The sequence below is a fragment of the Shewanella sp. 10N.7 genome, assembly GCF_020806285.1.
GTDB lineage: Bacteria > Pseudomonadota > Gammaproteobacteria > Enterobacterales > Shewanellaceae > Shewanella > Shewanella electrodiphila.
Genome location: NZ_JAJGZS010000008.1, coordinates 39473 through 62471, shown reverse-complemented (window position 1 = coordinate 62471; position 22999 = coordinate 39473). Strand labels below are relative to the sequence as shown.

At 38.5% G+C, this 22999-nt stretch carries 19 protein-coding genes and 1 pseudogene; 11 read left to right on the top strand and 9 right to left on the bottom strand.

Features of this window, described 5'->3' with window-relative positions; genetic code table 11:
• Nucleotides 1–72 precede the first annotated feature (72 nt).
• The 4 genes from LMH66_RS06900 to LMH66_RS06885 all read left to right on the top strand — a co-directional run bounded on the left by LMH66_RS06900 (nt 73) and on the right by LMH66_RS06885 (nt 5377).
• Complete coding sequence (locus LMH66_RS06900) at nt 73–423, top strand: DUF3802 family protein (RefSeq protein WP_229369038.1); 351 nt, start codon at nt 73–75, stop codon at nt 421–423.
• A gap of 44 nt (nt 424–467) precedes the next feature.
• A complete protein-coding gene (locus tag LMH66_RS06895; protein ID WP_102527958.1) occupies nt 468–1346 on the top strand; it encodes a RimK/LysX family protein in 879 nt (292 codons plus the stop codon).
• A 232-nt stretch (nt 1347–1578) separates the two neighbouring features.
• Nucleotides 1579–4485, top strand: coding sequence for an ExeM/NucH family extracellular endonuclease (locus tag LMH66_RS06890; RefSeq protein ID WP_229369037.1), 2907 nt, complete (start codon nt 1579–1581; stop codon nt 4483–4485).
• Nucleotides 4486–4624: 139 nt separating this feature from the next.
• Nucleotides 4625–5377, top strand: a complete 753-nt coding sequence (locus LMH66_RS06885) for an RluA family pseudouridine synthase (protein ID WP_229369036.1) — start codon at nt 4625–4627, stop codon at nt 5375–5377.
• Nucleotides 5378–5546: 169 nt separating this feature from the next.
• Here the strand turns inward: LMH66_RS06885 and hppD are convergent, their stop codons facing one another.
• On the bottom strand, nt 5547–6587 hold the full coding sequence (gene hppD / locus LMH66_RS06880) for a 4-hydroxyphenylpyruvate dioxygenase (protein WP_229369035.1): 1041 nt from the start codon (nt 6585–6587) through the stop codon (nt 5547–5549).
• Between the two features lie 82 nt (nt 6588–6669).
• Nucleotides 6670–7830, bottom strand: coding sequence for a homogentisate 1,2-dioxygenase (locus LMH66_RS06875; RefSeq protein ID WP_229369034.1), 1161 nt, complete (start codon nt 7828–7830; stop codon nt 6670–6672).
• 239 nt (nt 7831–8069) lie between these two features.
• On the opposite strand from LMH66_RS06875, the gene LMH66_RS06870 reads away from it, so the two are divergent.
• Entirely contained in the window at nt 8070–8963 is an 894-nt protein-coding gene (locus LMH66_RS06870; RefSeq protein WP_229369033.1) for a LysR family transcriptional regulator, read from the top strand.
• 17 nt (nt 8964–8980) lie between these two features.
• A complete protein-coding gene (locus LMH66_RS06865; protein ID WP_229369032.1) occupies nt 8981–9439 on the top strand; it encodes an EVE domain-containing protein in 459 nt (152 codons plus the stop codon).
• Between the two features lie 296 nt (nt 9440–9735).
• Here LMH66_RS06865 and LMH66_RS06860 read toward each other — a convergent pair whose 3' ends face one another.
• Complete coding sequence (locus LMH66_RS06860; protein WP_229369031.1) at nt 9736–10149, bottom strand: YccF domain-containing protein; 414 nt, start codon at nt 10147–10149, stop codon at nt 9736–9738.
• Nucleotides 10150–10452: 303 nt separating this feature from the next.
• Here LMH66_RS06860 and LMH66_RS06855 point away from each other — a divergent pair, with 303 nt between their 5' ends.
• A complete protein-coding gene (locus LMH66_RS06855; protein WP_229369030.1) occupies nt 10453–11400 on the top strand; it encodes a 1-aminocyclopropane-1-carboxylate deaminase/D-cysteine desulfhydrase in 948 nt (315 codons plus the stop codon).
• A 281-nt stretch (nt 11401–11681) separates the two neighbouring features.
• Here LMH66_RS06855 and LMH66_RS06850 read toward each other — a convergent pair whose 3' ends face one another.
• The 5 genes from LMH66_RS06850 to LMH66_RS06830 form a co-directional block, all read right to left on the bottom strand.
• Complete coding sequence (locus LMH66_RS06850) at nt 11682–11855, bottom strand: hypothetical protein (protein ID WP_102527949.1); 174 nt, start codon at nt 11853–11855, stop codon at nt 11682–11684.
• 587 nt (nt 11856–12442) lie between these two features.
• Nucleotides 12443–13153, bottom strand: a complete 711-nt coding sequence (locus LMH66_RS06845) for a ChrR family anti-sigma-E factor (protein WP_229369029.1) — start codon at nt 13151–13153, stop codon at nt 12443–12445.
• Entirely contained in the window at nt 13146–13796 is a 651-nt protein-coding gene (locus LMH66_RS06840; protein ID WP_102527947.1) for a sigma-70 family RNA polymerase sigma factor, read from the bottom strand. The genes LMH66_RS06845 and LMH66_RS06840 overlap by 8 nt, the downstream gene beginning before the upstream one ends.
• A 264-nt stretch (nt 13797–14060) precedes the next feature.
• Nucleotides 14061–14609 carry an LON peptidase substrate-binding domain-containing protein gene (locus LMH66_RS06835; RefSeq protein WP_229369028.1) on the bottom strand — a complete coding sequence of 183 codons (549 nt, stop codon included), beginning with the start codon at nt 14607–14609 and terminating at the stop codon, nt 14061–14063.
• Nucleotides 14610–14705: 96 nt separating this feature from the next.
• Nucleotides 14706–15248 (bottom strand): lipocalin family protein, encoded by a 543-nt coding sequence (locus LMH66_RS06830; RefSeq protein ID WP_229369027.1) that lies wholly within the window; start codon nt 15246–15248, stop codon nt 14706–14708.
• 245 nt (nt 15249–15493) lie between these two features.
• Here LMH66_RS06830 and LMH66_RS06825 point away from each other — a divergent pair, with 245 nt between their 5' ends.
• Both LMH66_RS06825 and LMH66_RS06820 read left to right on the top strand, forming a co-directional pair.
• Nucleotides 15494–16438 carry a chemotaxis protein CheV gene (locus LMH66_RS06825; RefSeq protein WP_102527944.1) on the top strand — a complete coding sequence of 315 codons (945 nt, stop codon included), beginning with the start codon at nt 15494–15496 and terminating at the stop codon, nt 16436–16438.
• Nucleotides 16439–17097: 659 nt separating this feature from the next.
• Nucleotides 17098–19272 carry a diguanylate cyclase gene (locus LMH66_RS06820; RefSeq protein WP_229369026.1) on the top strand — a complete coding sequence of 725 codons (2175 nt, stop codon included), beginning with the start codon at nt 17098–17100 and terminating at the stop codon, nt 19270–19272.
• Between the two features lie 83 nt (nt 19273–19355).
• On the opposite strand, the pseudogene LMH66_RS06815 reads toward LMH66_RS06820, so the two are convergent.
• A pseudogene (locus tag LMH66_RS06815) lies at nt 19356–19481 on the bottom strand (IS110 family transposase); the annotation flags it as partial.
• 1023 nt (nt 19482–20504) lie between these two features.
• Here LMH66_RS06815 and LMH66_RS06810 point away from each other — a divergent pair.
• Nucleotides 20505–21443 (top strand): LysR family transcriptional regulator, encoded by a 939-nt coding sequence (locus LMH66_RS06810; RefSeq protein ID WP_229369025.1) that lies wholly within the window; start codon nt 20505–20507, stop codon nt 21441–21443.
• Between the two features lie 195 nt (nt 21444–21638).
• A complete protein-coding gene (locus LMH66_RS06805) occupies nt 21639–22853 on the top strand; it encodes a NupC/NupG family nucleoside CNT transporter (protein ID WP_229369024.1) in 1215 nt (404 codons plus the stop codon).
• The last annotated feature ends 146 nt before the right edge of the window (nt 22854–22999 follow it).

Here is a 22999-nt window from a genome sequence, read left to right as displayed (position 1 = left end):
TGACGATGTTGCTTATTTAGAAAATTAACGAGTGGCTTTTGCAGTTCAAAAGCCACGTATACAGGGGACATAATGGTCACTGATAAAGATGGTTACATTCATTTAATTCAATATTTAACTGAGCATTTAGGGCTGTTTGAAGCATCAGAAGATAACAGTATAAATAGCCAAACAATAATGGAATTATTCGAAGACCAACTATCAGCCCAAATCATTATGGTTTGTGGCCAGAATCCAAACCTATCATTTGCTCAGCGCAATAAAGTCATTCGTGAAATTGATGCTATTGTCTATGATCTTGAAGAGATTTTAGCTAGTGTTGCAAGCCATAATGCAACGCCAGATCAAAGTGTGTTTATCACAGAGTTTTCTGGTTTGATCAAAAACTTGTTTGATAAAGAAATCGAACAAATCCTTAGATAATTTCATTATAAAACTTTAACTCATCTTACTTTCAGGACTTTTGCATGTTCAAAACAATCATTAATGCTACCTTCATTTGTTGTATTTCATTTTCAAGTATGGCGGCTGAGAAAGAAGTACTAGGCCAAACTGAAATGATGTCAGTTAGTCAAAATGGAGTTGTATTTGAAGCACGAATGGATACAGGCGCAGTTAACTCGTCATTGCATGCTCTAGATATTAACGTCGAAGGTGGCAGTGCGAAAAAAATGAAAGACAACATAGGTAAAAATGTGTCTTTCACGACTTTCAATGAGAAAGGCGAGCAAGAAAAAATTACTGCTGAAATTGTCGGCGTGTCAACGGTGAGTAACTCTCAAGGCACTGAAACCCGTTACGCGGTTAAATTACCTATTACCTTTGGCGAAAGCACCCGTAAGGTCAAAGTAAATTTAAAAAATAGAACCACAATGGACTATAAATTACTGATTGGTCGCAATTGGTTAAAGAGCCGCTATGTGGTTGACGTATCAGAAAAGAAATTTATTGGACCAACTGCTGGGATCAGTATTGTCGAGTCTGGTTTGATATTTGATACTCGTATCGATACTGGTGCAGTAGAAAACTCACTGCATGCCGTAAATTTAAGAATTAAAGATGAAGATAAAACCAACATGGATAATAATGTTGGTAAAGATGTGACATTTACAACAATGAATGAAAAAAATGAAACGGTAGATGTCACAGCCCGTATTCATAGCACTTCTTTAATTCGTAATGCACAGGGGAGTGAGATCCGCTACATGGTGACATTAACAATCGGCGAACCCGGTGAAGAATTCAAAGTTGATGTTAACCTACGTGATCGCAGTAAGATGACGTACAAGCTACTGATTGGCCGTAACTGGCTGCAAGGCCACTATATTGTTGATGTTAATATGTAAGGCATTCCAACATTAAAAGCCGCTCATTTGAGCGGTTTTTTTGTGCCTTAATTTGACTTGTTTTCTTCATTAATACTAAAGACTTATTCGAGAGCACTGTATCGATATGTAATTGAATCTTAACAAATGTGCAACCCTTGCTGTTTATAGTCTTGGTTGGTTTTGGATTAAACCAAAATGATAAAAATACTATAAACACATAAAGATAGATTAATAAATCTAGGGGTTACACATGTTTTGCAAACTGAATAAGTTCAATTTTTCGTTATTAGCTTTATCCATATCTACTGTATCTATGGCGACTTTAGCAGCCAAAAGCTATGCGGATGATTTAATCATCTCTGAATACATTGAAGGAAGCAGCAACAATAAGGCGATTGAACTATACAATCCCACTAATGAAGCAGTCGATCTTTCAGGTTATCAACTACAGTTCTTCTTCAATGGTAATAGTAACAATGGCGGCACTATTAGTTTAACTGGTGAGGTTGATGCGGGTGCGACTTTTGTCGTCGCAGATGATGATGCGTCTTCTGAGATACTAGCAAAAGCTCAACAGTTATCTACAACGAGTTTTTTTAATGGTGATGATGCCATTGTACTCTTTAATCAAACAACGATTGTCGACTCACTGGGTCAAGTAGGAGTAGATCCTGGCTCTGAGTGGGGCTCAGGTGATTTGTCGACGAAAGATAATACTTTAAGACGCAATCACGATGGCATCATTGCTGACATAAATCCTGATGATGCAGTTTCTTTAGATAATTGGTTTGGATTTGCAAAAGATGACTTTAGTGATCTTGGCAGCTTCAATGGTTCCGTGACTGACCCAACTGACCCAACTGACCCAACTGACCCAACTGACCCAACTGACCCAACTGAGCCAGTTGAGCTGATTTGTGGTGATTCATTTACTGCAATTCATACCATTCAAGGTAGCAGTGATATCAGTCCATTAGTAAGCGAGACGGTTGTTGTTGAAGGTATAGTCACCAGTGATATGCAAGCGGGTCTAAAAGGTTTTTACTTACAAATGGCTGACAATGAGATTGATGCCGACCCGAACACTTCTGAAGGCATATTTGTTTATACAGATTCACAACCAATCGCTGTCAATATGGGCGATAGAGTCAGATTACAAGCGACAGTAAAAGAGTATAACAATCTCACAGAACTCGCTGATATTAGTGGCAGTATCGTGTGTGATACTCAGCAAGTATTACCTCAAGTATCTTTAATAAGTTTACCCGTACAAAGCACACTTTCACTTGAAGCTTACGAGGGAATGTTGATCGGTTTTGAGCAAGCTTTAGTGGTGAATACTGTCGCCAACTTAGGTAGATATGGTGAGGCAGAATTAGGTAGCGAACGTCATTATACAGGGACACAAGTTGCAAATCCTGGTGCTGATGCGTTAGCACTAGAAGCAAGATATGACTTAGATCGCATCATCCTAGATGATGGCGCAACCATTCAAAACCCAGATGTCGTGCCTTATCCTGCGCCGCAATTATCTGCTTATAACAGTCTTCGTGCAGGTGATTCTATCTCATCTATCACTGGGGTTTTGCATTACAGCTTTAATGAATATCGAGTGATGCCAACTCACACTGTCAATGTTATTGCTAGCAACTCTCGTACAACGACACCAGAGCTTGTGGGAACCGGCGATGTCATTGTGGCAAGTTTTAACGTGCTAAATTACTTTAACGGTGATGGACAGGGTAACGGGTTTCCAACATCACGGGGAGCAGATTCTTTCAGTGAGTTTGAACGTCAACAAGCTAAGATTGTAAATGCGTTAGCTGCCATGAATGCTGATGTCGTTGGTTTAATGGAAATCGAAAATGATGGCTATTCAGACCTGTCTGCTATTGCAAACTTAGTCAGTGCTTTAAATGATGCAACGGTTGCCAACCGTTATGATTATATTGCTGCAAGTGACACCACTGTGGGCACAGATGAAATAGCCGTAGGGTTAATCTACCAAGTTAATCGCGTTTCACCTGTAGGTGAAGCCAAAGTGCTAAACACGAGTAACTCACCTTTAGATGAACAAGACTTGCCATTATTTGATGACAGTAAAAACCGCCCAATGGTGACTCAGTTATTTGCTGATGTTGCTACTGGGGATGAGTTTGTTGTTGCAGTAAACCACCTTAAATCTAAAGGCAGTAACTGTAATAGCGTAGGGGATCCTGATGTCGGTGATGGTCAAGGTAACTGTAACCTCACTCGTACTAGGGCTGCTCAAGCTATGATGCCTTGGCTGGCAACGCAATATGATGTTGATGGTGAACAAGCCAAAGTACTGATTATTGGTGATTTAAATGCTTACGCCAAAGAAGACCCTGTTACAGCGTTAACAGATAACGGTTTTACTGAGTTGTTTAACCACTTTGGTATTTCGGATGCTTATTCTTATGTTTACTCAGGTAAAGCTGGTCAGTTAGACCATGCATTAGTGAATGATGCATTACTTGATAATGTGTTGAATGTGACTGATTGGCATATTAATGCTGATGAACCATCCATTTTGGATTATAACGAAGAATATAAATCAGATACCCAGCTTGTTAATTACTATGCTGCGGATGCTTATCGCTCTTCAGATCACGACCCTATGGTTGTCGAGTTACAATTCACTCCTGCAAATCAAGTTCCTGTCGCAAGCTTTACATGGGCAATAAATGGTGCGCAGTTAGAGGTTGTTTCTACTTCCACTGATGACACTCAAGATGCGTTAACACATCAATGGCAGTTCGGTGATGGAAGTGCTGCCACAGGGATGTCTGCAAGTCATGCGTTTGCAAATAATGGTGTTTACCAAGTCACCTTAACGGTAACAGATGCAGAAGGTGAGTCAGATAGTTTGACGCAAACAGTCGAGGTGACTGATATTCCTGAAAATGCCGCTCCAACAGCTGTGATTCAGTACATAAACTTGTGGTTTTTAGAGGTATTTGTTTCACGAAGTGTCGATGAGGATGGTCGAATTGCATCGCAATCATGGTTGTTTAATGATGGCCATCAGTCGAATCGCCGTATTGTACTTAAACGTGCAGGGCAAGCGAATGAGGTACAGTTAACCGTGACTGATAATGAAGATGCGACAGATACAGCGTCATTGCAGTTTTAAGTATCTGAAATCTATATCAGAGTTAAAGCAAAAGACTGCTTTGATTTAGAAAAAATTTATCATGAGTAAACACAACAAAGGTGGCTTAATTGCCACCTTTTTATTACCATTCTTGCCTTAATAAATACCTAAGGCTGTGATGACAGAATTTATTGCCCCACCATGCGCTGAACAGATTTCCATCCTATATCAAGATGAGCATTTATTGTTGATCAATAAACCCAGTGGTTTACTGAGTTTATCGGGTAAGAACCCGCTTAATAAGGACTCTGTTCATTATCGTTTAGTGCAAAATTTCCCGACGGCAACACTGGTTCATCGTCTCGATTTTGGCACCTCTGGCATTATGCTGGTGGCATTAAATAAAACGATCAATGGCCTATTAACCAAGCAGTTTCAAGATAAAACCATTAATAAATGTTATCACGCAGTGTTGCATGGTCATTTATCAGATGAGTTAAAAAGCGCGGGTGTGATTAACGCCGCAATTGCGAAGGATGTCGATAATTTTCCGTATATGAAAATCTGCAGCAATACAGGTAAACAAGCGCTAACAGAGTTTGAGGTGATTGAGGAGAGCTTTGTTAACGCCAATGCTAATGTTGGCGCCAGTATTAATGTCTATGCCAATATCAACGTCAATGTTAATGCCGAAAAATCCGAGCAAAAAGTGCCAGTGACGCGGGTAAAATTCACGCCGATTACCGGTCGTACACACCAATTAAGGATCCACTGTCAACATATTGGTCACCCGATTCTGGGATGTGATTTATATCGCAATGCAATATCAGAAACCCTAGCATCAAGGCTGTTACTGCATGCTAGTTATTTAAGCTTCACTCACCCAGTGACAGGGGTTCGATTTGAAATAGACTGCGATATTCCGTTTTAATAAGCACCTTTTTAAGAAACGCAATTTTAAGAAACCCTATTGTAAGAAGCACCTTTTAAAAGGGACCTGAATTTAAAAAAGTGGAATAAATTCAGAACGTAAAAAGCCCGCTGTTTTTAACAGCGGGCTTTTTTATTTACCAAGACTAAGGCTTAATTAGCCTTATTCGTTAAAGCACACCACGTTTCATTTGGTCACGTTCAATAGACTCAAATAACGCTTTGAAGTTACCTTCACCAAATCCTAAGTTATTCTTACGTTGAATAATTTCAATGAAAATAGGACCAAATAAGTTTTTAGTGAAAATTTGTAATAAGTAACCATCGTCATCACCATCGACTAAGATTTGGTGATGCTTAATACGGTCATGATCTTCAGTCACTTGTGGCAACTTATCGAAAATGGTGTCGTAATATTCAGGAATAATATCTAGCGTCTTAATTGCAGTGCCTTCCATTGCATCTAAAGAACCTACGATATCGCGGCTTCTAAATGCTAAATGTTGTACACCTGGGCCGTTATACTCGCCTAAGTATTCATCAATTTGGTTGTTATTGTTGCCTTTACCTTCATTGATTGGAATGCAGAAACTGCCGTCTGGAGAGCGAAGCGCATAAGAAACCAATGCGGTTTGTGCGCCGCTGATGTCAAAGTAGCGCACTTCAGTAAAGGCAAAAATGTCTTTATAAAAGTTAGCCCATTTTTCCATGGTGCCTTTGTAAACGTTGTTGGTTAAGTGATCGACTTCCATAAAGCCTTTCTCTTCAACAATCATTGGCTCTGCTAAGTCTTCAAAATCACTGACGTAGATATTTTGCGCTTCACCGAATACGTCGATGAAATAAATTAAGCTGTCACCGATGCCGTAAATTGCAGGGTATGCCATGTCTTTTGCTGCATCATCAGCAGGCTTTGCGCCGCGAGCAACGGCTTCGTTAAATGCAAACTCAGCATCTTCAACACGCCAGCCCATAGAACAAATTGCAGGTCCATGAGACTTAGCAAAATCAGCAGAGAAACCTTGCTTAGATTTGTTCAGTAAGAAATTAATATCGTTTTGTTTGTAATAAACAATATCGTTCGCTTTTGCTTTTTTAAGCATAGAAAAACCGAAGTCAATAAACACTTGATGCATAAAATCAGTGTCAGGGCTGGCAAATTCTGTAAATTCAATGCCTAAAAGACCAAGTGGGTTTGTTTCGCTCGCCATTGTGTTTTCCTTAATTTTATTTGCTTTGAGCGTCACTCTTTGGTGACGTTTAAATTGAGTACAGGTGAATCAAATTTTGTTGTTATGATTCAATCCATGAACGGTTGTAATCATCACTCATGCAGCTTTTTACATGAGCGGTTAATTTAAGTGGTGCAAAGGTATCTACCATTACCGCATATTCGTAGGTTTCTGTTTTGCCGATTGATGCTTCGGTTTTTCCTGGTTGCGGCCCATGAGGCACACCTTTTTGATGCAGGGTCATATAACCGGCTTCAATCCCTGTACGGCTCATGAAATCGCCATCAACGTAATATAGGACTTCGTCACTATCGATATTGTTGTGGTAATAAGGCGCTGGAATAGATTGAGGGTGGAAGTCATAAAGACGTGGCACAAAGTTGCATACTACAAAGTTGTTAGCTGTGAATACGATATGGTCAGAAGGCGGTAAATGAATTTTGCCGACCTTAGGAGCATACTCGGTGATGTTAAATGCCCACGGGTAAACACAACCGTCCCAGCCAACAAGATCAAATGGGTGCCACTCTAGTGTTGTCACTTGATATTTATCACCAAACTTACTCACTAGCGGAAACTCACCTTGTTCAACAACGGCTTCAGCTAATACAGGTGTTCTAAAGTCGCGCTCGCAATAAGGGGCAGACTCAAGCATTTGTCCGTATTCATTTCTAAAATGCTTAGGCACTTCAACCATTGAGAATGACTCAATGACAAACAAGCGAACGTTGGCGTAATCATCAAACTTAAGCTGATAAGTGGTGCCGCGTGGGATAATTAAATAGTCCCATTGCTTAACTTCAAGTTCGCCATACTCACTGAGCAATTTACCCGAACCATTGTGAATAAAGACAATTTCGTCTGCATAAGCATTACGATAAAACTCAGCGGTATCTTCAGAGACTTTTGCGGTGTACATAGCGACATCGCTATTAAAGAATATTTTATTACGGGCACTAAAAAAGTTGCCTTCACAATCAGCTTGGCGTGAGTCCAGCTTGTAGTTTTGGATTAATGAATCCTGCCAAGTTTCACCATGGTCAACTGAGTAAGGTGCAACAGCCAGTGCTTTAGTTGGCATGTTGTGATGATATTTGTTGGAGTAAATATTAGAAAAACCGTGAGTTGAAAATAATTCCTCACGATATAACTCGCCCGATTCTTTTTCGAAAGCGATATGACGTTTAGCAGGTATCTGACCTTGCTGAACATATACAGGCATACTGACTCCTTAAGCTAATTTACTCTTTAAATGGTATTTAATTTGATACTGGCGCTGTTTTTGTTGGTGTTTTCTAGCGCAATAAAATTAAACACTTTGTGATCTAGTTATCAATTTAGTTGCTAGAATGGACAAAAAAAAGAATAATAAACCACGTAACTTAATCGAATTTTTAGATGGTATTGATTTGTTTACAATAGTGTCACAGCAATTGGACAGAGCTTGCGAGAGGGTAATAAATGAAAATTGATGTAGAAGCCTTTAATGTTCTGCAAGTGCTTGTTGAAGAAGGAAGTTTTTCTAAAGCGTCAGAGCGATTACACAAAGCACAGTCAGCGGTAAGCTATCAAGTTAAAAAGCTTGAGCAGCATTTAGGGGTGCAATTATTTAATCGAGATCAATACCGTGCTGAGTTAACCCCTGAAGGCAAAGTCATTTTGGCTGAAGGACAGCGATTACTGCAGCATTTATCGAATATTGAACATTTGGCCAGCCGATTTAGTGAAGGCTGGGAGCCAAAGCTTGAGTTGGTTATTGATGGCGCTTTACCGATGGAGCCCATCATGACGGCGCTTAAGCGTATGTCTGAGAATAATGTTCCTACTAAAGTGCAGCTGAATATGGAGTTCTTAGGCGGGGTACAGCATCGATTTGAGCGTGATAAAGCTGATTTAATGTTGGTCAAAGATTATGTTGCTGCGCCATATTTCTCTGCAAAACAATTACCCACAGTGACCAGTATTTTAGTGTGTTCAGCGCAGCATCCTTTAGCCACCATGTCATCGGTGAGTTTATCTGAATTGCAGCAACATGTTGAACTGACCATCGAAGATTCTGCACCGACAAAACAGCGTGATGAGTTACAATTTGGTGGTGATAAAGTGTTTTATTTATCAGGGTTTATCATGAAGAAGAATGCGTTACTGAAAGGATTAGGCTTCGGTTGGATGCCTGAATATTTGATTGCTGAAGAGCTCGACAGCACTCAGTTAGCGATTGTTGACTTTGTTGGTGGCCATCGTTTTCGTTTCACCCCGCAGTTAGTGTCGACATTTGAGCGACCATTAGGCAGAGCAGGGCAGTTATTCACAGATTTAATTTTAGAAGAATTCGCTTTGTTTGATGAAAGCTAGAAAAATAGGAACGAGATATGGCTTATTGGTTAATGAAATCTGAACCTGATGAGTTCAGTATTGATGATTTACAGCAATGCAAAAATAAAACAGAAACTTGGGATGGGATCAGAAACTATCAAGCTCGTAATTTTTTACGGGATAAAGTAAAGCTCGGCGATACAGTCTTTTTTTATCATTCAAGCTGTAAAGTGCCAGGCATAGTGGGTTTAGCAACAGTATCATCAGAGCCTTATATTGACCAAAGTGCTTTTGATCAAACTTCAGCCTACTTTGATGCTAAATCTTCCATTGATAATCCACGCTGGGTAGCAGTAGATTTAACCTTTAAATCAAAATTTAAACGCATCATTACGCTGGCTGAATTAAAAGCAGATCCTAATCTGGCTAAAATGGTATTAGTCAGCAAGGGAGCAAGACTTAGTGTACAACCTGTCACTCAGCAAGAGTTTGATTACATATTGTCCCTTGAGTAAAGGTCTTAATATTGCGATTCCTATTATTAATATCAGTTATAAAAGTGGATACCAAAAAGGAACTCAATTGAGTTCCTTTTTGGTAAGTGTCTAGGGCCTGTTGATCCTTTTTACTGCGTTATCGACTTTTTATGTAGAATAAGCTTTTTATGAAGAACTACACCACAAAGTCTCTGCCTTGTACAAATGACCAACAATTCGCTGCAAAAACAACCTCGAAAGATCAACAGGCCCTATCTATACGCTTGATGCTATCCGCATTGTGTTGTTTCAGTTAGTCACTCTTTTTAGCTAGATTAGTAACTCTCTTTAGCTACAATTGTTTGGCCGATAGGCGTGAGGCTTAATAGTGCTAATTTGACATGTTGTATCGCAAACGGAATACCGATAATAGTCACAAAACAAGCCAGTGCATGGGTAAGGTGACCAATAGCTAACCAAATACCACAGAATAAGAACCAAATAACATTACCGACCATACCTAATGGGCCCGTACCAAAGTCTTCAATTCCTGATAAATGTTTGCGATTGACATTTTCTTGTCCAAAAGGCCAAAAAGCCATTTCGCCAATCACAAAGCAAGCACGTCCAAAAGGAATACCAACAATACTGATAAAACATAATAGCCCTGCTAACCACCACGCAAGTCCCATTACAAACCCGCCCATGATGAACCACGCAATATTAAATATTAATCTCAACACTGACATTGATAATCCCTTAGTTTCGAATGAATAAAATTATTAAGTCTTTTTTCTAAGTCTTATTTTTACTTAGCTAGAAATGTGCCAATAATTTTTCATTGCTTATATTTTAAAGTAGGAGTCATCTTAGTTTCTGTTTTATATTGGTTTTATTCATTTACGCAGCTTGACCTTATCAAACAAATATATCCAACAAGGTTCATGGAATGTTATTGAATACGTTCTAGGATAAGTTCGAGATAGCGGTTCTCACTAATTTTTAGGTAAAATAGTCATTAAGGTTTTTAATCATTGAATAAGTGAATCATTATGTTTGCGCCCACGCCCGTCGAGACCATGACATTTGCGCAGCGAGAAATATTTGTTAAACGTGACGACCTGATCCATCCAGACTTTAGTGGCAACAAAGCCCGCAAGTTTCAGTATTTTCTTGAAAAAGAATGTCCTGAAATCACTAAGCTGGTGGGTTATGGTTCTGCGCAAGCCAACTCTTTGCATTCGCTTGCTGTGTTGGCAAAAATGCGCGGCTGGCAGTTGGATTATTATGTTGACCATATCGCCAATTACTTACAGCAAAACCCACAAGGTAATTATTTGGCGGCACTTGATAATGGTGCCAATATCATCGAAAAGCCTGAGCATGTCACTGAAAGCCTTGATAGCTATGTGACAGAGCTTGCCAATTCAGCGTTAGATAATGAATTGTATATTCCAGAGGGCGGTCGCTGTGAGTATGCCGCTATTGGCCTTGAACAACTAGGTCAACAAATTCTCGACTGGATGCATGAAAAACACTATTCAACCCTAAACCTATTTTTACCATCAGGCACTGGCACCACAGCATTATTCTTACAACGCTTCTTTAAGATAAAGCGACTTGAGCATGAAGCTTTACCAGAAGTGAATGTACTGACTTGCAGCTGCGTTGGTGGTGATGATTACCTAAGGTTGCAGTTCAATCAGTTAAGCGAAAATGCGCTTCATCACCCACGTATTATCTCTAATGGCAATAAATATCACTTTGGAAAGTTAAAACGTGAGTGTTATGAGATGTGGCAGCGCGTGTGTGCAAGTGGCATTGAATTTGAGCTGCTATACGATCCAGTGGGTTTTATTATGCTTGAACATTTTTTAACGCAATCAAGTACCGTGGATAATATAGATAACACTGCGCCGCTAATGTATTTGCATCAAGGTGGCGTGTTAGGTAATCCAAGCATGTTAGCCAGGTACCATCGCAAGTATCAGGCAAAGTAACACTCAAATAAGGCTGACGAGGAAGTAAGTCTGTTTAGGTTTTGTATTTATCGTTATTTATATTTTACTGGGATATAGCGCGTAAAATGGAAATTGACAAACTAGGTAAGTGATACTGAGAACAGGTTAGTGATTTTGTAAGTAGTGAAGTGATTTAAGAGCAGGTTCTTTTCATATTGCTCAGTTCTAATAAACGTCCGGTAATGTGTGAGAGGAAATACCGAGAAGCGATGTTTATTGAGTAACTGAGCAAATGAATAACGCAAGCGTTATAGAAAGTGTTACTTGTTAGCCGTAATCAACCATTTCATAAATTTTAACGCTTCAGTGCGCTTTGAAAAAGTTGTTTTAGTTTTACCTTGGCTGTCAGTAAAAGCTATTGAGTTTTTGTTTGATGATATTGAGTTTACAGGGAAGTTAACTGTAATTTCGTGACCATTAATGTTGTATGACATGTGCCACACTCCTTGTTTAAAATTTCACCTAATGGTGAGTAAGTAATAACAATAAATATCCTTAAGCAGTTGTGTTGCGTAAGTTTCTTTGTGTATTGGTTTAGTTTTGTCTGCTTAAGTTAATTGTGTTCATTACACTTACAAGTAGGCTTAAATTGATTAATTTTTTTAATCGCCAACATACTTGCTTTGAATAGTTGAACATAGCCATATGACAAACTAATGACAATTATCGACAATGTTGAACTTTGCAAAATGACTTGTAGTGTGGGTTTACTGGTGCAGTTATATGACTAACAGAAGGGTAAACAAATAAATACAAGTTAACTTAATAACATAACGGATAATATGCGTATATTTTTTATATAGCAATACATTTTTTTCAAAATAGAACAGTTTCAGACTAAAAGGTGAACTAATCAGTGTTTTTTCGAGGATAAATTCACCGAAAAATGTAAAACAACAGCAATAGTTACCAAACACTATATTTGTCGATAACTATCGCTGTGCTTTTTACTGTAAATGATTTGGTGTAAATAACTCACAGTGCTTAATTCATTTAAGAAAATTACTGGTTCTATCTCGCTTTAGTAAATCAACTCACCGATAGGGTTGAGCAACTTGCTAATGCCTTTGGTGAAATACAAAGGTGCATCTACAACGGTATAACATAAACAACCATCTACTGTTTTAGGGCTGTGTTCATGTTCACCATTAAGTAAAATGAAATCGCCTGCAGTGTAAGTGTTGTATTCATCACTAAACTCGCCAGCTAACAACAAGGTTAACTCTTCACCTTTATGGCTGTGTTGTGGTATCTCGCCATTTTCAGCTATGTGTAGCAAACTAGCACGAGCTTGATTTTCACCAGTGTCTAAGCGTAAACGACTGACTTTGCCAATACCTTGCCAGTGATTAACCAATTGCTGCCTGAATGCGCGGGGTAAGGTGTAATCCTGCCCTTTAACATTGGTACTGATATTTGCCGAAGCGCTTATGTTTTCTGAAGCACTTATAGTCGCTGCTGGAGCGTTATCAAGTACGCTATCGTCTGACATCATATCAGCTAGCAATGCTTCAAGATCTGCATCTAATGCCGCGTTCATTTGAGTGTTATCAGTTGATACCTGTGACATCACAAAATTTTCATCAGACGCCGCTAATGTTAGTGCAGTGACTTTTTCAGTACATTCAGCACAAAGTTCACAGTGGGCTGAAACAGCAATTGAAAGAGATAAAGGAAGCTCGCCTTTTGCATGGAGTGATAACAAGTCCTGATTGGGGTGATACTTAATCATAATGTTTCTCCATGAAGCCTTTTAACTTTTCTAAACCGAGTCTTAATCTTGATTTTACCGTACCAATGGGCACTTTAAGTTTGTCTGCAAGCTCTTGTTGAGTCAGCTCTTGCATATAGATCCCTTGTACCACTTGTTTTTGAAGTGGTGGCAAGTCATCAACGTGTTTGAGTAATGTCGCTGAAAGTTTAAAGTCGTTATCTGTTTCATCGCTTTCATCTGATTCGAATAAAGGCCAAATGTCATCACCATAAGCATCTTCACGGTTATTTTGCACTTTACGCAGCATATCAAAGCACTGATTTCTCATTACAGTAAACACCCAGGTACTTACGGCTGCTTTGTCTGCATTGTATAGATGTGCTTTGGTCCACACACGAGTCATGGTTTCTTGAACCAAGTCCATTGCTAGACCTTGTTGACTTAACCTCTGCATACCGAATGCACGGATCTTAGGAGAAAAGTGTGCAAACAATTTTGCAAACGCAGCTTTGCTGCGATCATTAGCGACTTGCATCATAAGTTCTGCAAGGTACTGCGCTTCGTTGTCACTAGAATCGTTTGTGGTCATGGCACTATTATTTTTAGATAACATACCTTTATCATAACGATTTTGTGGCGTTTGTGATTGAAAATTTTCCATTTATTTTCACTCGCGTCTACAAATGAAGTCTTATAAATAAACTTCGAAAAATACAGATGTTCACTTTTCTTTTGAGTTGATTAAAACGGTGAACATGCGACTTGAATATTGATACGCAAACCAGAATAGAAAAGATCATAAATTTATTAAACTTTGTTGAATTTGTTTTGATATGAGCTTAATCGGGTTTTGGAGGGTGAAAAAAGGGGAGTGAGGTAATGAGTCAATGTCGTATTCATGGCATGATGAATAAACCAAGCATCATTACTTAATGATGCTTGTAATCAACTCTTGGGTCATTTCATGGTTATGGCTATTGATGCATTGATACTTTTCTTCAGCCGTAATCGGCATAATCTCTAACCAACGCTGACAAACCCAAGAAATGTTTTCAAAGTCGTCTTTGTTATAATGAGACAAGTGAGTCGGGTATTGCTCAAGAATTTGCAGCAGTGACTCACTCAGGAATTGCTGATTAGGGATTAAATCACTGCTTGGCCAATCAGGGAGTAAAGTAACATCACCGCGCTTAAGGCCATCAGTTTCAACGTCAAACTGATTGACTTTAAAACGTTGTCGACCTTCAATGCTGATCCCTAGCAAGCCATCATCTAATGTTTCAAAGTCAATGATGTGTACCCAAGTGCCAATGGGCATCAATTCGTTGCTACTGTTGAGCATACATAAGCCAAATCCTTCACCAGACTTTAAAGATTCGGTGACCAAACGCTTGTAGCGAGGCTCAAAAATTCTTAGTTGCGTAAAGCCTTGTGGCAGTAGACAAATTGACAGTGGAAACAAGGGTAAAATCATAACTGCACCTAATATGATGATTGACTCAATGTGAGAAACAAGGTTTATTGTTAAATCAGGTATGTATACGACCTTGTCCCACGTGATGATCACTATTTATTGCTCGTTTTGCTTAACCCAAATTAATTCTTGTTCTTTAATACCTAAAGTATTCATTTTTTCAACAAAGCGTTGCTTTACTTCGGCAGAAATACTGGTGCTACGGGCTAAAATCCAGGCATATTCATTATTGGGCCCAATAACGAGTGAGGCTTGGTAATTTCCTTGCTCATCAGTCGTAATATCATGCACTTGATAAGCGCCATAGAAAGGGCCAAAAAAGGACACTTTTAAACGGGCGATATCATTCGATTCCATAAAGTAAGCTTTACCTTCAGCTTCTTTCCAGCGAGATTTTTGTTCAGAAACCCCTTTATTGATGACCACAACTTTGTCGCCTTCTAAAGAGTAGGTTGCGGTAACTTGGCTTAAGCCTCTTTCAAACGAATGGTCTAACCTGGCAATTTCATGCCAAGTACCAAGATAATTATCTAGATTAAAGTCATCAATAACAGCCACTTTGGTGTCAAGCATAGTGCAGGCGCTGGTAGATAAAAGTAATAAAGTAGAAGCGATTATTTTTACTGTTTTTTTGCGCATCTTATTTCCTTTATAGGGATGTTTTTCTGATGATTCAAAGCCTTGACTGCGGCTTGTTGATTTATAGCTAATGATACGGCGTTTCGTGCCGATAAGATCTTAATAAAATTATGATTGTTGTAAATTTACACTAAATAGAAATAATTTTGGAACGAGACTGTTTTATTACGATGAACTTTACAGTTTTTTTATCTAAATCAATTATAATTTAACCAAATCGATGTTGAGTTAACTGAGACACCATAATGAAGAAAGTTCTTGATACTGTAGATCAACGCACCCAATTAGTGGGCGAAAACCGGTTGGAATTACTACTGTTCAAAATAAATGCAACTCAATTATTTGCGATTAATGTTTTTAAAGTAAAAGAAGTGGTTAAGTTACCCGCGTTAAGTGCGATTCCCGGTAGCAAATCCAATATAAGTGGTGTGGCCAATATTCGCGGACTGTCGATTCCAGTGATCAATCTTAGAGGGGCGATTGGGTTTAGCCCAATGCCTGTGTCTGATGATTGTAATTTAATTATCACAGAATATAACCGCAGCGTGCAGGGTTTTTTAGTCGGTAAAGTCGAGCACATTGTTAATATGACTTGGAGCGACATTATGCCGCCACCAAAGTCAGCAGGCCCTAATAATTACTTAACAGCAATTACCAAGTTGCAGGATAATGATGTCGAACGTTTAGTCTCTATTATTGATGTGGAAAAGGTACTTGCCGAAATTATTGACTATGACATTACCCTTTCAGAAGGTGTGTTAGATGAACAACTTGCATCCCAAATGCCAGGCAAGAAAATACTGATTGTGGATGACTCTTCAACCGCAAGAAAGCAGGTTAGAGATACCCTAAGTCAGCTGGGCATTGAGATTATTGAAGCCTCGGATGGATTACAAGCGCTACAATTACTACAGCGCTGGGCAGATGAAGGTAAAGACGTATCAACTGAGTTATTAATGATGATAACGGATGCTGAAATGCCAGAGATGGATGGCTATAAACTCACCTCTGAGATACGCGCCGATAAGCGGATGTCATCCTTATTTATCACGCTAAACACATCACTTAGCGGCAGCTTTAACCATGCTATGGTCGAAAAGGTCGGTTGTGATGAGTTTATCTCTAAGTTTCAACCTGATTTATTAGTGGGTGTGGTGCAGAAACGATTAAAGACTGTATTGGAGTCGTAGACTAATTAAGTGACACGAATCTATACTCGCTGATTAAGACGCTTACATTAAGTAAGTTAATGGTAGCGTCTTTTTTACAGCGTTTAACTGAGTCAAATTATTATCTGTCTAAAACACTATCTTTTAAAAACACTATCTTTTTTTAAAACACTAGCTGTCTGAATAATTACCTGTCTACAGAGCTTAAGGTATGTCTGAAATGACGGCCAATATCATGAGTTTAAAGCTTAGTGTTTTTTAAATCTCAATGCCTAGCAATTCCTGCACTAGTTGAATATCCGCTGCCTTTTGTCATTATTGCGTTGTAAAGGTATGCCGAAAAGTGTGATTTACTTGTTTCGGTAGTTTACTGATTAGCAGCGCTTTCTTAATTGTTCCCTAAAAGATGTTTCATGAATAGGACACCGACAAAGATATCCATCATAGTGACAGATGCACCTAGTTGAGGGCGAGAACACATATTGCCACGATAAATCTTTAGTAGATTAACCATATATTTATAGAGATAAGCTTGTCACTGCACGCTTAGAAAATGATATTCAATCAGGCAACATAGGATAAACGGGGGTTATGATATTTTCTTATTTTTCATAAAAATCTAAACGCTACAAAAAAACGATGAAGTGAATATTATATTTAAGTGAAAAGGACTACAATCAGTGCTACGTTCACTTTATTTTAGATACTCTTATATGTTTGATATCAATACCAATATCAATACCAACCGGATGATCTTAAGTATTCTGATTGTGGCGCTGGCACTCACTATGATTGCATCTAACATTCAAGCGAAAAGCAACGAAACAGAATTGTCATCAGAAGCCACAGTCCCCCTGAGTGAGCAAATTAACAATGCGCTAAGCAAGGTAAAATCACTGATATCCAAAAAAGATTACCATGCTGCTGAAGTTATTATTAATCAGTTGCTTACAGATGATTTTAGCTCGAAAAACACAAGCGTGTTAGTCGATATCTATACCACAGCGGGAAAGCTTAACTATAAACAGAAAAAGTTTAATAACGCCGTTGTGCAGTTCGAAAAAGTTATCCCGTTGATTACTGGCAACGACGATGACTCAAAAAAACAATTAGCAGTCATATATCATGAAATTGCGCAGTGTTATAAGCACCTAAAAGATATCCCCGAATCTATTGCTAATTATCAAAAATCACTAGTTATTCAGCAGGGTAGAGAGGATGCTCTAGCGGTAGCCATTGCCTTAAAAAATATTGCAATGGCTGAAAATAAGCAGAGAAACTATATCAGAGCACTTGATCATGCCCGCCGAAGTTTAAACATCCTGTCTTCGATCAGTCCATCAACATCGCGTTATGCACAAGTCGCACTGGCTTCAGGTATTATTTATCGCAACATAGGCCATTACGAGAAATCTTTAGATTATATTCAACAAGCAAAGCATATTTATGAGCAAGAAAATGATTTACGCCACTTAGCTGAAGTAGACAATCAAATCGGCCTAATCTATACCAAGTTAGATCAGTTAAATAATGCAAAATCTTTTTACTCTCAAACTATTGCTTTGCCAATAGATAAAGTGAAACCTGAAACGCGCGCAGCGGCATTTCGTGAATTAGGGGTTATTCATTATTATCAAAATGACTTAGCAAAATCTATTAATATGCTAACGACAGCATTGCAGCTCTATCAATCAATGAACAGTTATTCAAAAACAATCCGCATCCATTTTTTGCTAGGAACCAATTACCTAAAACAAGAAAAGGCCGCCATAGCGACAGGTTATTTTAAGCAATCTCTCGCATTAGCAATTGAATACAAGCAAGCTGAATTTCAAGTCCAATCCCTTAATTACTTAGGCAAAGCTGTGCTCGAAAAAGATGTCGAGAAAGCGATTTCATTTTTGGAACAAGCATTGCTACTGTCTTCTGAGGTTGATGATAAAGAAAATATATTGATGACCTACCATTGGTTAAAAGAAGCAGAAAAAATCAAAGGAAACTTAACAAAATCTCTGCTGTACTCAGAGGAAAAATATCAATTATCACAAATTATCCAAAAAGAACGAGAGGCATTTGATTTCACAAAAAACCAAGTCATTTTGGCATCTTACAAGCTAGAAACTGAATTAGATGCTTTGCGTGAAGATGCAGAGTTAAGTGCTCTTAAATTAGACCAACAACAAACTCAAATTGCGCTCATGCTTCAGTCGCAAAAAATTACTGAATTAGAGATAAAAAAGAAACGTTTTTCCATATTTTTACTCATCACGACACTATCGGTTTTTGTCATCCTGATTTTTTATATCCTCTATCGATACAAGAATACCCGTGCAATAAACAGAGAACTCGATTACTTAGCGTCGAGAGACCCGTTAACCAACTGCTATAATCGTCGTATATTATACCAGCGCTTTAACGAAAGCTTCGAGCAGTCAAAGACGCCCATACAATACTCTGTGCTACTGGCGGATATAGACTCCTTTAAGACCATCAACGATACCTACGGCCATACCTCTGGCGACAAAGTGTTACAAGGCGTCGCAAAAGTGTTGATGAATAACGCCAGTGAAGCGGATACGGTGGCGAGGTTCGGGGGGGAAGAGTTCTGTATCTTATTACCCGACTCAAGCGAGGAAGAAGCAGAACAAATTGCAGAGCAAATGCGACAAGACATTGAAAGTAGTCAATTTGAATCAATTACAGTCACTTGTAGCTTCGGTGTAGCCTCATTTAGCGTTGATGTTGAATGCAACCTAACCTTAATTGAACGTGCAGACATGGCGTTATATCAATCAAAATACCAAGGCAGAAACAGAGTCACTCGATGGGAATCCAAAAGCATGAAACACGATTAACGCTTATGCAGAGTACTTTATTAAGTCTAACTGCAAAAAGTAAGAAAAAAGCAACTAACACAAGTTAACTGCTTTTATAAAACGGCTCTAGCACTTGAAACTCGTCCAGAATGAATAGCTTGGGCACCACGTTGGTCTTCAATGTAGTCCACTTCAACAAATTCTTTATGAGTATCTAGGCCAATAAAAAGTATGTTATGTTTATTTATGCTGATCTCCGATTTAGTTTCTTTAACAAAACAATTATGGCTCTGGCTTTCAGCTAACCCACGATTAATTGGAGATAAGCATCTTTAGTGGGGAGTCATTATGTCTATGTACTTTTCATGGATTGGGTAACTATTTTGGTTAAACATAAAATTCTATTAGGGTTAAGTTACGCAGTGATTTGGCTCGGGGTTATTTCATTTATTTACCAGTTTGGTTTTGAATTCCCTATGTCTTGGACTCAATCAATTCTCGAAAGTAATAAACAATCGGATTTTATTAAAATATTAAGTATTTGATCATTGTGGGCAATAGAGTTTGCATTGCATATATTCTTATCTGCAATCCCTTGTAGCTACCTCATAGTCAGATCATATCCTGATGTATCTTTAACTGGAATTATTCAAATATCATTTGTTGCTCTTTTAGCTTTATCCATTATGTTGCTTACTGTATTACCTAGGTTTGTACCGTTATACTTTTCAGTAACGTATGTGATTATAGGGTTCATATTTATTTTGTTTGGTTGTGTCAAGTGCACACGGTACATAACAAATAAGGAGTAGTTGCTCGTGTGTGTTCATCGTAATATTCCTATATAGCTGCCAAGGTAGGCATAGTCGAGTAAGTATTTTGGATTGGAGAATAAAGGTGAGCTTCTATCTTTTCTGCCGCAGATCTGCTTTGTTCAACAAGCAATTTAAGCAGACTGTCAGCGCTGGTTGTGTGGCTAGGTCAAATAGTTTTTAACTTCGAAGCCTATTTTCTTATTTGATTCGTATTAAGTTTTTGGCTGTTATTAATCTAGCCACGGAGGCATTTTGTAGCTTTAGTCCATATACTTATACTTATAGTTATATGCTTCAAACTGACCATTTAGGAAATGATATTCAGTCTAGCAACATATGATAAAAGGAGTTATGTTAATTCTTTTAAAGTTGGGTGGCGTGTTAATTCTGTGTTGATTTCCTAGGTTAACCAATTAGCTATCTAAGAAGTGAACTCATGTAAACACGAGAATACGTATGCTAGAAAAAGCACAACAGCTAATTATACTTCATGCAATTTATACTCAAGGCTCCTTTAGTAAGGCGGCTAAAACATTACATTGTTCGGTTTCTCATGTCAGTAAACAGCTAGCAAAATTAGAAGATGATTTAGAAGTACAACTCATACACCGGACTAGTCGTCAATTAAGTGTTACTGAAGCTGGCTTCCTATTGCTAGAGCAAGCTTCTAAAATTACAAATTTAATTGATAATCTCGATAATGAATTGGAAATGCTACACTCTGAGGTGGCAGGTGTTGTACGTATTGCGCTGGCGCAGTCTTTTGGGACCATGCATATTATTCCCTTGATTGAACAGCTAAAGCATGCTTACCCCAAATTGGAAGTTGAAATTTCACTCGTTGATTATCGAGTAGATATGCTCAAAGATAATATTGATCTTTGGATCACCAATGTAGAAAACTTGCCCCAAGGTTATGTTGCTCAGCGAATCGCTGATAGTCGGTTTGTATTGGCTGCATCACCTGATTATTTGATTAAACATACCTCACCGCTGTCTCCCAAGGATTTACTCAGACATAATTGCATTACTTATCAAAGCCGTGAACGAGTGTTTAATGATTGGTTGTTTTATAAAGACGCTGAAGCATTAACTATTCCTGTTAAGGGTAATTATAAAGTTGATCTTGCTGAAGCGGTTAGGGATGCGGTAATCAATGGTTGGGGTATAGGTTATCTTGCAACCTATTTATTACGAGATGAATTTATAAATGGTAAATTGGTTCAGTTAATACCAAATTGGAACCTAGGCCAACAGATGCCTTTTTATGCTGTATACCCCAAACGGGAACATTTACCCTTCAAAACACGTGCAATTATCGACTTTATTAAAAATAAAATCGGTTATCCACCTCATTGGGACAATCATTTAAATCAGCATATTGATTTGTTGTAACCCATATTTGCATACGCTTGAGATAAGTATCTTTTCTCAGGGGAAACAGTCCCGACGTTTCAAGATGTAACCATTTGATTTATTGCTACTATATAAAAACCTAACTTCACATCTAACAATTTGGTTACATCCTATGGTTGAATAGATTTTCATTGAGTATACACTGCGCGGCCTTGTTTACTTCAGGCTTTTAATATGACTTCAATACTAGGTATGGTAGCAATTCTACTTGCTGCTTATTTATTATCAACTAACCGAAAAAATATCCCTTTAAGGACAGTGTCACTGGCTCTGTTAATACAAATATCATTTGCACTTTTGGTGCTTTATATTCCGACAGGGCAACAAGCACTTTACTCAATATCGCAAGTTGTCAGTGGTGTGATTGATTATGGCCAAGAAGGCGTAAAATTTCTGTTTGGTGATTTAGCCACAGGCAGTGCTGGGTTCATTTTTGCAATCAATGTACTGGGTATTATTATCTTTTTCTCAGCGCTTATCTCAGCACTTTATCACTTAGGTATCATGCCTAGAGTGATTCAGTTTATTGGTGGTGGACTAAGCAGATTGCTTGGTACAGGAAAAGCTGAGTCTCTATCTGCAACGGCCAATATTTTTGTTGGTATGATTGAAGCACCGCTAGTTGTAAAACCTTACCTTGGTCGCATGAGTGATTCACAGTTTTTTGCTGTTATGACCTGTGGTTTAGCTTCGGTTGCTGGTGGTACTTTGGTTGCTTATGCTTCTGTAGGAGTTGATCTTAATTACCTCATTGCTGCGGCATTCATGTCTGCGCCTGCGGGTCTACTGATGGCAAAAATCCTTGTACCGCCGTCAGATGATGACGTGGTTACTAATCCACAAGAAGAGACAGAAGTTAACCTTCCAAAAGCAAATAATATTGTTGAAGCTATTGCTGATGGCGCCTTGTCGGGAGCAAAAGTGGCTTTCGCTGTTGGGGTAACCTTGTTAGCATTTGTGGGTGTCATTGCGCTACTTAATGGCATGTTAGGTCATTTGGGTGACTTGGTAGGTGTTGCGCTTAGCTTTGAAATAATACTTGGTTATGTATTTGCTCCAGTTGCGTGGTTAATTGGTATCCCATGGGAAGAAGCGGTCATTGCTGGTTCATTAATCGGTAATAAAATTGTTGTAAATGAATTCGTTGCATTCATTCAGCTGATGTCCGTTCAAGATCAACTGTCGGCACATTCTCAAGCTATTATTACTTTTGCTTTGTGTGGTTTTGCTAATATTTCAAGTATGGCAATGTTAATTGGTGGTCTAGGTAGTTTGATCCCAGAACGTAAAAAGTTCATTTCAACTTATGGCTTCCGTGCTATTGCTGCAGGTGTATTAGCTAACTTGATGAGCGCTGCCATTGTTGGCGTTATTCTAACTTTAGGTTAGGTCAAATTATGTAGTTAAACTCTTGAGCTAATGAAGCATCTAGTGTTTCATTGGCTCAAGTTGATATTCCTATCATGAATAAGTTAACTGCATTAATTCAATTGATTATTGTTTCGAATCGCTATTTTTATCCATTCCGTGATCCA